The 11,043-nt window shown below is 65.4% G+C and carries 10 protein-coding genes; 1 reads left to right on the top strand and 9 read right to left on the bottom strand.

Going from position 1 to position 11,043, the window contains the following annotated elements; translation table 11 throughout:
• The first annotated feature begins 16 nt into the window (after positions 1-16).
• A complete protein-coding gene (locus DEBA_RS00210) occupies positions 17-217 on the top strand; it encodes a hypothetical protein (RefSeq protein ID WP_013256877.1) in 201 nt (66 codons plus the stop codon).
• Between the two features lie 47 nt (positions 218-264).
• Here the strand turns inward: DEBA_RS00210 and DEBA_RS00205 are convergent, their stop codons facing one another.
• The 9 genes from DEBA_RS00205 to DEBA_RS16525 form a co-directional block, all read right to left on the bottom strand.
• Positions 265-696, bottom strand: coding sequence for a response regulator (locus DEBA_RS00205; protein ID WP_013256876.1), 432 nt, complete (start codon positions 694-696; stop codon positions 265-267).
• Positions 697-774: 78 nt separating this feature from the next.
• Entirely contained in the window at positions 775-1,425 is a 651-nt protein-coding gene (locus tag DEBA_RS16530) for a sensor histidine kinase (protein ID WP_013256875.1), read from the bottom strand.
• A 5-nt stretch (positions 1,426-1,430) separates the two neighbouring features.
• Complete coding sequence (locus DEBA_RS00195; protein WP_013256874.1) at positions 1,431-1,790, bottom strand: response regulator; 360 nt, start codon at positions 1,788-1,790, stop codon at positions 1,431-1,433.
• A complete protein-coding gene (locus DEBA_RS00190) occupies positions 1,790-3,598 on the bottom strand; it encodes a sensor histidine kinase (RefSeq protein ID WP_050762161.1) in 1,809 nt (602 codons plus the stop codon). Before DEBA_RS00190 ends, DEBA_RS00195 begins: the two co-directional genes overlap by 1 nt.
• Positions 3,588-4,808 (bottom strand): response regulator, encoded by a 1,221-nt coding sequence (locus tag DEBA_RS00185; RefSeq protein WP_013256872.1) that lies wholly within the window; start codon positions 4,806-4,808, stop codon positions 3,588-3,590. The genes DEBA_RS00190 and DEBA_RS00185 overlap by 11 nt, the downstream gene beginning before the upstream one ends.
• Before the next feature lie 3 nt (positions 4,809-4,811).
• Complete coding sequence (locus DEBA_RS00180) at positions 4,812-6,968, bottom strand: SulP family inorganic anion transporter (RefSeq protein ID WP_013256871.1); 2,157 nt, start codon at positions 6,966-6,968, stop codon at positions 4,812-4,814.
• 31 nt (positions 6,969-6,999) lie between these two features.
• Entirely contained in the window at positions 7,000-8,355 is a 1,356-nt protein-coding gene (locus tag DEBA_RS00175) for a sigma-54-dependent transcriptional regulator (RefSeq protein WP_013256870.1), read from the bottom strand.
• A gap of 3 nt (positions 8,356-8,358) precedes the next feature.
• The gene (locus tag DEBA_RS00170) at positions 8,359-9,807 is read right to left on the bottom strand and encodes a sensor histidine kinase (RefSeq protein WP_013256869.1); all 1,449 of its coding nucleotides are present in this window, start codon (positions 9,805-9,807) and stop codon (positions 8,359-8,361) included.
• 440 nt (positions 9,808-10,247) lie between these two features.
• On the bottom strand, positions 10,248-11,021 hold the full coding sequence (locus DEBA_RS16525) for a FadR/GntR family transcriptional regulator (protein ID WP_013256868.1): 774 nt from the start codon (positions 11,019-11,021) through the stop codon (positions 10,248-10,250).
• Positions 11,022-11,043: the final 22 nt, after the last annotated feature.

The following is an 11,043-nucleotide window of genomic DNA, read 5'->3' as shown; positions in this document are numbered from 1 at the left end:
CTGGGAGACCAAGCCGATGGCCGACTGTGAACTGCTTGATAAATGCGGGTTTTTCAAGAAATACGGCGCCAGCCACGCCCCGGCCTGCCAGGGCCTGGCCGCGCAATATTGCAGGGGCCCCAAAAAAGACCAGTGCAAGCGCAAGGAATATCGTAAAAAACACGACGCGCCGCCGCCCGACAACATGCTGCCCGGCGGGGCGCTATTGAAGGAGTGAAGGCCGTCGCGCCGGGCGGGGGAAGCCTCGCCCGGCGCGACGCGCGCCTACCAGCTATAGCGCTTGAGGATCTCGCTGACCGCGTCCTCGCGGCTTTTTTCGACCAAGACCATGCGCCGGCTCTTGCCCTCTTTGATCTTGGCCGCCAGCACGTCCAGGTTGGCCGGCTTTTCCAGAAAGTCCATGGCCCCCAGCTTCATGGCCTCGACGCCCTTTTCCAGGCTGGCCTGGCCCGAGAGCAGGATCACCTGTAGGTCGGGCTTTTTTTGCAGGGCCCGCTTGAGGGTCTCCAGGCCGTCGAGTTCGGGCATCATCAGGTCGAGAACGATGGCGTCGTAGGCGACCTCGTCGATCTTGCCCAGGGCCTCCACGCCGTTTTGCGCCGCGTCCACGCTGAAGCCGCGGTTGCTCAGGCGTTCGCTCACCGTGTCCAGAAATTCCTTTTCGTCGTCGACGATCAAAATCCGCGCCTCGGACATGACGTTCTCCCTTTCCCGTGAGCAGTATCGCACAACAAATTTAAGCACCGGCCGCCCACGCCCCGCCGACGGGCCGTTTCAGCCCTCCGCGCCGGCCAAGGGCAGGCGCAGGCTCAGCGCCCGGCCCTCGACGACCCGGGCCTCGGCCCGCAGCGCCGTCAGCAACGGGGCCGACGGCAACGCCGGCGGCTGGGCCAGTTCGCCCTCCACCAAAAGCCGCGCCGCGTCGCCCTCGATCGTCAGCCCCAGGCGTAGCGTCGAGCCCTTGGCCGCCACGTCGGCCGCGCCGCGCAGGCAGGCCCAGACCACCTGCTCGAAAAGCACCGGCAACGCCGGCAGCACCAGTCCCGCCGGCGTCGGGGCCAGCTCCAGGGTCAGGCCGCGCAGGCCGGCCAGCCGGCCGAAAAGCTTGCCGATCAGCTCCAGGCTCTGGGCCGGGTCGGTTTCCTGGCGCTCCAGGTCGGCGCTGTGGGCGAAGGCGTTCAAGCGCTTGACCACGCCGTCGGCCCGCGCCACGCGGATCAGCACCCGGCCGATCAACTCTTCCAGCCGGGCCGGGTCCACCTCGCGGCCCCGGGCGGCCATCTGCAAAAGCTCCTGGACCAGGCTGCCCTGCTCGTTGATCACGGCCAGTTCGTTTTTTATCTCGTGGGTGGCGCTGGCCGTCACCGCGCCGACAAAGGCCAGCACGCCGCCCATCAGTTCTTGCCATTTTATTTCGGCCGCCACGCGGATCACTCCCGTCCAACACCTTTTTGCATCAGAGAAAGCAAAACGTCAATATCAACCGGCTTGACCAAGTATTGACACGCGCCCATATCCAGGGCGCAACGCAAATCCTCGGCGGCGCTGTGGCCGGTCAGCAGGATGACGTTGGCCGCCGGCTGCACGGCCTTGATGGCCTTGATGGCGTCCAGGCCGCCCAGGCCGGGCATTTTCAGGTCGACCACCACCCAATCGTATTTGTTTTGCCGCACCAAAGCCAGGCCGTCCTCGCCGCTGGTGGCCCAATCGCTTTCGATGCCCCGCAGCTCCAGCCGTTCCGAAAGGGTGACAACCAGTTCCTTTTCGTCGTCGATCAGCAGAACCCTCATTACTCGTTATCGCCTTTCGTCGGGGTGTTGGCCGCTGGCGCGCGCTCCGGGCCGCCAGCCTGGCCCGTGCCCGCGCGGTCTCCATCCTGCTTGAGGGGCAAGACGATCTTGAAGGTCGTGCCCTCGCCGGGGGCGCTGGAGACCTCGATACGGCCGCCCAGCTTGCGCACGATGCCATAGGTTATCGAAAGCCCCAGGCCGGTGCCGCGCTCGCCTTTGGTGCTGAAAAACGGCTCGAAGATGCGTTTCAAGTCTTCCGGGGGGATGCCCACGCCGTCGTCGCTGACGGTCACGGCCACGTGGCGGGCGTCGTCCAGGCCGGCGGCGATGGCGATGCGGCCGCCATCGGCCACGGCGGCCATGGCGTTGTTGATGATGTTGAGGAAGACCTGCTGAAGCTGGCCCTTGTCGGCCTCGATGGCCGTCAGGTCGTCATGGATGTCCATATCGATGGTCACGTTGCGATATTGGGCCTCGCGGCCCAAAAAGCCCAGCACCTCGCGCAGCAGGGCCTCCAGGTGGATCTGCTCGTACTTCACCGGCAGATGCCTGGCGAAGCCCAACAGGCGGTGGGTGATGTCGCTGACCCGCTTGACCGAATCCTGGATCACCGCCGCCTGCTTGAGGAACTTGTCCCTGTGGGCGAAGTCGTCGCTGACGGCCAGCAGGTCTTTCATCAGGCCGACCTTTTCGTTGATGATGGCCACGGGGTTGTTGATCTCGTGGGCCACGCCGGCGGCCAGGCGGCCGATGGAGGCCAGCTTGTTGGTGTATTCGACCTCGTGGAGCATCTGGGCCCGGCGCAGATCGGCTTCGTAAATGCGGCTGACCAGGTTGGTCGAGCCCCACCAGACCACGGCCAGGATGGCCATGACGCTGACCAGAACCATGACGATGACGTTGATGCGCAGCAGATCCCATTTGGCCAGCAGGGCCTTGGGCTGGCTGACCACCACCACCGCGAAGGGCGTGCCCTCGATCTCGGCCATGCCCACCAGGGCCGCCTTGCCCGAGGGGTCTTTGAACTCCTCGACCACCTGGGCCAGGCGGGCGGCGGTGGGCCGCAGCGGAAAACGGCTGAGCACCCCGCCAAAACGCAGCGACGGCGTTTGCAACACACCGTCCTGGTTGACCAAAAACACCTCGCCGGTGCTTTGTTGATCGATGGCCCTGAGCAATACGTTGAGCCGGCCGGTGTCGATGGTCGCCCGCAGCACCGAGGGATTCTCGCCGTCCTGCTCATGGCGCACGGCGATGACGAAGTGGGGGAAGTTGCGGTGGCCCAAAAAGACGTCGCTGATGTAGACGCCGCGGATCAGCACCACCTGGTACCATTCTTGGTCGGTGTAATTGCGCCCGCGCAGGGCGTAGGGCCCCACGTAGGCCTGCTGCACGCCCTGGGCGTCGATCAGCCCCAGGTCGACCACGCCGCCAAAGGACTGGCGCAGGCGGCTGAAGATGACGGCCAGGCGATCCTGGTCGGCCAATTGCTCGGCGCTGTTGTCCATGTTGACGAAGGTCAGGGCGGCCTTGCGGCTGTCGAGGAAGTCGGCCGCCTGGACCCTGGCCTTGACCAAAAGCCGCTGGGTCTGGCTGGCGATTTCGTTGCGCTGGAGCTGATATTGCTGTTCGAACTGATAGAAGTTCACCGCCGTCAGCAGCACCAGCGGCATCAGCGTCACCACCACCGCCGAGACAAAAGTGGTGCGCCACAGCCGGCGATAGTTCAAAAGCTCCAGCCGCGAATCCCGCCTATCCCAGAAGGCGGGCTTTATTTTGCGCCAAAGACCCACGTCGTTATTGCCCACTCCTGATCTTATCGTAGGCCTGTTGCATGGTCTGGGACAACTGCTCTATGTCCACCGGCTTTTCCAGATAGGCGAAAGCGCCGATTTGCAGGCAGTTGTCGCGGTCGCGCTCGGAGCCGTGGCCGGTGAGGATGATCACCTCGACCTTGGGGTAGTCGCGCTTGATGCGCCGCAACACCTCCAGGCCGTCGATGCCGGGCATTTTCAGGTCCAGCACGATGACTTCCGGTTCGTCCTCGGCCACCACCTTCAGGGCCTGTTCGCCGTCGAAGACCACCGCCGAGCCGATCTCGCGCAGCAGCAGCCGCTCGCCCAGGGTCTGGACGAACTCGCGCTCGTCGTCGACCAGGAGCACCTTGGAGGGCAGTTGGAAGTCGGCCCGGCGATAGACGTCGGCCTGATGGTAGCCCGGGCCAGCCTCCACCTCCACCGCCGTCACGCCGTCCACGCCTTCGACCAGACGCTTGACCTCGTCGCTGAGCCGGCCCAGCATCAGCACTTTCTTGTTGACCTCCACCCGCGCGCGGCCGCCCTTGACCGTCACGGCCAGATCGCGGGTGCTGTGGCCCTCCTCGGCCAGGGCCATCTCGACCTGGGCGGCCAGGGCGAAATCGGCCGCGGCCTGGCGGGAGGCGGCGGTGGGTTGCAGCGGCGGCGAGGCCGCGTGGCGGCAGATCAGCTCCACGGCCTGGTCGACGCTGTTTTTATCCATGGGGATGAGCATGTCGTAGAGCGCCGCGTCCCAGGGCTGGCGATTTTGCAGATACTCCAGCCAGCGGAAGGCCGCCTCGTCGTCGCGGTGGACGCGCGCGCCGGCCTCGCGTTCGTTCAGGCCCAGCTCGCGCACGGCCTTGGCCACGCGGAACTTGGTGTCGGCCGCCAGGCACACCCGCAGGGCGTGGCTGACCTCCTTGGGCGTCAGGTGGCAGCCAAAACCCATGAACACCAGGTTGTCCTCGGCCAGCATGCGCGACATGGCCAGCTTGAGCAGGCTGAGGCCCCGCTCTTTTTCGTGCGAGAACGAATTGAAGATGTTGGCCTTGCCGTACATCACCCGGCGCAGGGCCCCGGCGCCCTGCTTGCCCAGGCCGGCGGCCAGGGCGATGAGGTCTTCGTCGGAGGCCAGGCGATAGCCCAGCCGACCGGCCACGGCCAGGGCCACTTGCTCGGCGTCGCAGAACGAGCCGTAAAAAATGTTGACCACGCTCATGATCTAGTTTCCTCCCACTTCCCGCATGGCGTCCAGGGGGCACACCGTGACCAGGGGGCAGTCTTTTTCGTCCGAACCCCGGTGGGCCGACTCGTGGATGGAGGCGATGGCCACCGCGGCCAGGGGGTAGATGTGATCCTCGCCGATCTTGGCCAGCAGATGAGTGCGCCGCATGGCCTCCAGGACGTTTTCCTTGACGTGGGAAAAACTGATGTCATAGCCGGCGCTGCGCACCCGGTCCACGATCAACGATAACGCTTCCTCGCCCGAGGCGTCCATATCGTTGATGCCGTTGGCCACCACCAGGATGTGTTTGAGCTTGGGCATCTGGCGGATGCGCTCGTTGATCTTGTCTTCCAGGAAGCTGGCGTTGGCGAAAAACAGCGGGCCATCGAAGCGCACCACGGCCACGTGCCGGCACTGGCGCAGGCCAAAGTGCTCGGCGTCGCGCAGGGCGCAGTCCTCGTGCATGCTGAGCGCCGCCACCCGCGGCCGCATGCTCTTGTAGAGGAACATGCCCAGGCTCAGCAGCACGCCGATCATGATGCCCTTGTCCAGATGGGGGGCGAAGGCCAGCGTGGCGATGAAGGTGATCACGCTGATGGCCCCGTCATACCACTGGGCCTTCCAGGCGTGGACAAAACCGGCCACGTTGATCAGGCCCACCACGGCCATCATGATCACCGCCGCCAGCACGGCCTGGGGCAGGTGGTACAACAGCGGCGTCATGAACAGCAGCACCACCACCACCATCAAGCTGGTGACGACGCTGGACATGCCCGTCACCGCGCCCGCCTGCAAGTTCACCGCCGAACGCGAAAAAGAGCCCGACACCGGGTAGCTCTTGCCCAGGCAGCCGATCATGTTGGCCAGGCCCTGGCCGATCAGCTCCTGGTTGGGGTCCAGGCGCTGGCCGGTCTTGGCGGCCATGGCCTTGGCGATGCTGATGGCCTCCATGAAGCCCAAAAGCGAAATTATCGCCGCGTAGGGCAGAAGCTGCAACACCGAGCCCATGTCCACGCTGGGCACGCCGAAGGCCGGCAGGCCCGGCGGGATCGAACCCACCACCGCGCCGCCGCCGATCATGGTGATGGCTTTTTCATCCAGGGCGCCCTCGCCCAGCTTGATGCGCCACGTCCGGCCATCGGTTGGCGCGCCGGCGGGGGCTTGGCCTTGCTCGTAAAAAACCACGGCCTCGTCCGGCCCGCTCACGGCGGCCAGCAGATAGCGCCTCAGGGCGGTGCGCAATTGATGGGCCCGTTCCTTTTCGGCCTCGATCATGGCCGTGTCCAGGCTGGCCTGCTGCTTGAGCCTGATCAGCTCCAGCGACTCGCCGCCTTCGGCCGACTCCTGGGCCATGACCGCTTTGTTTAGCCCGGCGCGGTGGCCGCCCAACTGGGCCACCTGGGCCATGGCCTGGTTGTAGTCGACGATCTGCTGGCGGATGGCCGGCGAAGCGATGGCCTCCAGGCCCACCTTGGCGTCGTGGTTGAAGCCGATGGCCCACGAAACCAGCGTGGCCACGGCCACCGCCGCCAACACGTATGGCAGCTTGGGGTTTATCTTTTTCAGGCCATACATGATGGCGAAGGCGCCCACGCCCATGATCACCGAGGGCCAGTGGGTGAAGTTGACCGCCGCCTCGACCACCCGCATGATCGTTTCATAGTGGTGCTCGGCCTTGTCGACGCTGACGCCGAAGATCTTGTTGAGCTGGCTGGTGGCGATGATGATGGCCGCGGCGTTGGTGAAGCCGTTGACCACCGGGTGCGACAAAAAGTTGACCACCAGGCCCAGGCGCAGCACGCCCAGCAAGAACTGGAACAGGCCCACGATCAGCGTGAGCAAGATGGCGTAGGCGATGAAGGCCTCGCTGCCGGCGGTGGCCAGCGGCTCCAGCGAGGCTGCGGTCATCAGCGAGACCACGGCCACCGGGCCGGTGGCCAGTTGCATGCTGGAGCCGAAAAGCGAGGCGATCATCGGCGGCAGAAACGCGGCGTAGAGGCCGTAGTAGGCCGGCAGGCCCGCCAATTGGGCGTAGGCCATGGACTGGGGGATCAGCACCAGGGCCACGGTGACGCCAGCCATCACGTCCATGCGGGCCTTGGCCCCGTTGTAGTCCTTGAACCAGGCCAGGAAAGGAAAGATTCGCGTCAACATGGGCCACATTCCTCTCGCGCGGCCATGGACGTCAGGGCTCCAGGCCGAATTTTTTTATCTTGCGCCACAGCGAAACCCGGTCGATGCCCAGGATTTCGGCGGCCCTGGTTTTGTTGCCGCCGGTCTGGGCCAGCACCAGCTTGATGTATTCGCATTCCTTTTCCTCCAAAGTGGGCAAGGACCCCTCGACGGCGGCCGCGGGCCGTTTGGCGCGCAACTCCTCGGGCAAGTCCCACAACTCCAGGCGTTGGCCCACGCCCAGGGTCACCGCGCGCTCGATGATGTTTTCCAACTCGCGGATATTGCCTGGAAAATCGTGGGCGCAGAGGGCGCCGATCATTTCGGGCGAAAGGCCGTCGAAGCGCTTGTTCTGGCGTTCGGCGTGCTTGTGCAGAAAATGATGGGCCAGCAGGGGGATGTCGTCGCGCCGCCGGCGCAGGGGCGGGGCCTCCATGCAGACGACGTTGAGGCGATAATAGAGGTCGGAGCGGAAACGGCCCTCGTCGACCATCTTTTTCAGATCGCGGTTGGTGGCGGCGACGATGCGCACGTCCACGGGGATGGCTTCGGTGGCCCCGACGCGCGTCAGGGCCTTTTCCTGGATCACGCGCAGCAGCTTGGACTGCATAGAAAGGGGCATGTCGCCGATCTCATCCAGAAAAACCGTGCCGCCGTCGGCCGCCTCGAACAGGCCGGCCTTGGTCTGCACCGCGCCGGTGAACGAGCCCTTCTGGTGGCCGAACAGCTCGCTGACCAGCAAGTCCTCGGAAAAGGCCGCGCAGTTGAAGGCCACGAAGCGGCGTTCGGCCCGCTGACTGCAATAATGCAGCGCCCGGGCCAAAAGCTCCTTGCCGGTGCCGGTTTCGCCGATGATCAGCACGTTGGCGTCGGTGGGGGCCACCTGCCCGACGGTGGCCACCAGCTTTTGGATCAGCGGGTTTTTGCCGACGATGAAGCCCATGCCGTCGCGGGCGCGCAGGTCGCGCTTGAGTTCGCGCAGTTCCTCGCGCAGGCGCATTTTTTCCAGCGCGCCGGCCACCTGGGTCCGCACTTCGTCGAGCTTGTAGGGCTTGGCGATGTAGTGAAACGCGCCGTTTTTCATGGCCTCGATGGCCGAATCCACCGAGGCGAAGGCGGTGAGCATGATCACCTCGGCGTCGGGGCCGCGTTTCTTGGCCTCGGCCAGCACCTGCATGCCGTCGACCTTTTCCATGCGCAGGTCGGTCAGCACCAGGTCGTAATTCTGCGCGGCCAGCATCTCCAAAGCCATCACTCCGCCGTCGGCGGCGTCGACTTGGTATTCGTCGCCCCGCTGGAGGATGTGCTTGAGGTTGGCCCGGGCCAGGGGATCGTCCTCGACGATGAGCAGGCGCGGCTTGCGGGGCATGACTCAGGCCTCCCCGGCCCGCAGGGGCAGCGTGATGATGAAACGCGCGCCCTGGCCCGGCCGGCTCTCGGCCTGGATGTGGCCGCGATGACGTTCGATGATGCCGTAGGTGATCGACAGGCCCAGGCCGGTGCCCCGGCCGACTTCCTTGGTGGTGAAAAACGGGTCGAAGATGCGCGGCAGCACCTCGGGGGCGATGCCGCTTCCGCTGTCGGTCAGCTCCAGGCGCACGGTTTCGCCCTCGGCCAGGCGGGCCAGGATCGACAGCCGGCCGGCCCCGTCCATGGCCTGGATGGCGTTGATGATCAGGTTGATCAGGGCCTGGACGATGTGGGCCTTGTCCATGTCCATGACGATGCCCGCCGGCGCGTCCACCTCCACCTGGACCTGGGCCGGGATCTCGCCCTTGATCAGCTTGAGCGTCTCGTCGATCACCGCCCGCAGGTCGTGGCGGCTGGGCTCGAACTCGCGCTGGCGGGCGAACTCCAGCAACGAGCCGACGATGTCCTTGGCCTTGGCCACCTGTTGCTCGATGGCTGCCAGCAGTTCGCGGTGATATTCCTGGAGGTCTGGCGAATCCAGCTCCTCCAGCAAAATCTGCGTGGAGGTGCTGATATTGTTGAGGGGGTTGTTGAGCTCGTGGGCCACGCCGCTGGTCAGGGTGCCCAGGGAGGTGAGCTTCTCGGTCTGGATCATCTGTTCGTTGTTTTGCCGCAGATGGCGCACCATGTGGTTGAAGGCGGCGATGACGTCGCCGATCTCGTCGCGGCGGTCATTCCAGGCGATAACCCGGAATTGACCCCGGCCCACGTCCTGGGCGGCGTCCTCGATGACCTTCAGCGGACGCACCAGGCGCTGGATCAGCCCGTGGGCCGCCACCGCGCCCAGGGCCGCCAGGCACAGCAAAAAGGCGATCATCACCGGCCGGTATTGCCGCAACAGGCGCTGAATCTCGTGGCGTTCCTGGCGGGCCAGCACCTCGCAGCCGTGGATGATCTGCTGGCCGGCCGAGCGCAGCCCATCGATGGCCGCGGCCAGCTCGCCGGAGCTGTCGCCGCCGGCCAGGGCCCCGCCCAACATGCGGTGGGCCGCGCCCAGGGCCTCTTCGTAGCGGCCCGCGTTGGCCAGCAGCAGCCGGTAGCCGGCCTGGCCCAGGCCGGCCGACAGGTGTTCGGCCTGGCTTTTCAGCAAGCCGTCGAACTCGCCCAGGTAGGCCAGGGCCTGCTGATAGTCTTTTTCGTGGTGATAAAGAAAGTAGTTTTTTTCGTAGCGCCGAAACTCCAGCACGGTGTTGAGCATGCTGTCGGCGTGGCTGAGGAAGACCAGGCGCTGCTCGATGCGCGCGAAATAGACGTAGCTGAAGGCCCCGAAGAGCACCATGAACACAAAGGCCGTCACGAAGCCCAGAAGCAGGCGCACGCGGATCTTGGAGAGCGTTTGCGGTCGGCCCATGGGTCGGCTTCCGTGAGGGGCGGCATGGTGATGGCTCAGGCCGACCCGTCCGCCGGCGGTGGCAAGTTGGAGCTCTGGCCACCGCCGGCGGACGGCGCCACTGGAGTTGGCCTCGCATAGATGAAATAATCGTGCCAAAATAGGCCTCCGCGGACATCATGCTGAAATCATGGAAGATTTATCTGGAATGACGAGTCAAATCATGGCGATTGGCGCTGTTGCAAAACGCAACTCATCGCTTTGAGGATAACGCCGCTAACCGTGTAACTTCAATGGAAATTTTAAAATTGCAACAGCGATGGGCGGGATTGTTGCAATTTTAAACAACGGGGGAAAATGGCCAGAATTGGCGATTGGTTGGCCAACTCGCCGTAATCTTGAGCATTTTTGCGCAAGCACCCGCCAAGGACCGCCGCGCGGCCCCCTCGCCGACGCCCACCTCAGCCGCCGATGACCACCGGCGGCTGCAGGGCGTGGACCTCGCGCAGGGCCTTTTCCAGGTATTCCAGATGCTCCATGGTCAGGCGGCGGGCCCGGTCCGGGTCGCCGTCCTCGATGGCCTGGGCGATGGCCTGGATCTGATCCATGATCACCGGGCCGCTCTCGGGCCGGCCGGCCAGGCGGTCGCGGCTGTAGGGCAAAAGGTGGCGCAGGGTGGTGCTGACCCACGAAAGCAGGTGGCTGAAGAGGGTGTTGTGGCTGGCCTGGGCGATGAAGGCGAAGAAACGGGCGTAGGCCTTGCCGCCTTCGCCACGGCGGATCAGGCTGTGGCCGCCCAGATTGCGCACCGACTGGCGCAGTTCGGCCAGGCGGATCAGGTCGGCGGGCGTGCGGCGGCTGGCGGCCAGGGCCGCGGCGGCCGTGTCGACGACCTTGCGAATCTCCAGCAGCTCCCAGATCTTGGTCGGGTCCACCGCCACCAGCTCGCCCACCGCGCTGGGGCCGCCGCCGGCCAGGGCGCTGGTGACGTAGGTGCCCGAGCGCGGCCGCACCTCCACCAGGCCCTTGGCTCGCAGCACGCCCAGGGCCTCGCGCAGGGTCGGCCGGCTGACGCCCAGGCGCTGGGCCAGGGCCGTCTCGCCGGGCAGCTTCTCGCCGGGCCGCAATGAGCCGCCGGCGATCAACCGCGCCAGGTACTCGGCCACGCGGCGGCTCATGGTCGGCGTTTTTTCCAGGGGGCCGATGCTGTCGATCTGGTCTGACTTCATGGCCATGGTTGTACCACAACGCCGGGTG

It is taken from the genome of Desulfarculus baarsii DSM 2075 (genome assembly GCF_000143965.1).
GTDB lineage: Bacteria > Desulfobacterota > Desulfarculia > Desulfarculales > Desulfarculaceae > Desulfarculus > Desulfarculus baarsii.
This window is presented reverse-complemented; position numbering and strand designations above follow the sequence as displayed.

What these genes read in the sequence shown, in the direction of transcription:
- DEBA_RS00210 (WP_013256877.1), top strand. Translation starts at nt 17, where the DNA reads ATGGCCGACTGTGAACTGCTTGATAAATGCGGGTTTTTCAAGAAATAC.
- DEBA_RS00205 (WP_013256876.1), bottom strand. Translation starts at nt 696, where the DNA reads ATGTCCGAGGCGCGGATTTTGATCGTCGACGACGAAAAGGAATTTCTG.
- DEBA_RS00195 (WP_013256874.1), bottom strand. Translation starts at nt 1,790, where the DNA reads ATGAGGGTTCTGCTGATCGACGACGAAAAGGAACTGGTTGTCACCCTT.
- DEBA_RS00185 (WP_013256872.1), bottom strand. Translation starts at nt 4,808, where the DNA reads ATGAGCGTGGTCAACATTTTTTACGGCTCGTTCTGCGACGCCGAGCAA.
- DEBA_RS00180 (WP_013256871.1), bottom strand. Translation starts at nt 6,968, where the DNA reads ATGTTGACGCGAATCTTTCCTTTCCTGGCCTGGTTCAAGGACTACAAC.
- DEBA_RS00175 (WP_013256870.1), bottom strand. Translation starts at nt 8,355, where the DNA reads ATGCCCCGCAAGCCGCGCCTGCTCATCGTCGAGGACGATCCCCTGGCC.
- DEBA_RS00170 (WP_013256869.1), bottom strand. Translation starts at nt 9,807, where the DNA reads ATGGGCCGACCGCAAACGCTCTCCAAGATCCGCGTGCGCCTGCTTCTG.
- DEBA_RS16525 (WP_013256868.1), bottom strand. Translation starts at nt 11,021, where the DNA reads ATGGCCATGAAGTCAGACCAGATCGACAGCATCGGCCCCCTGGAAAAA.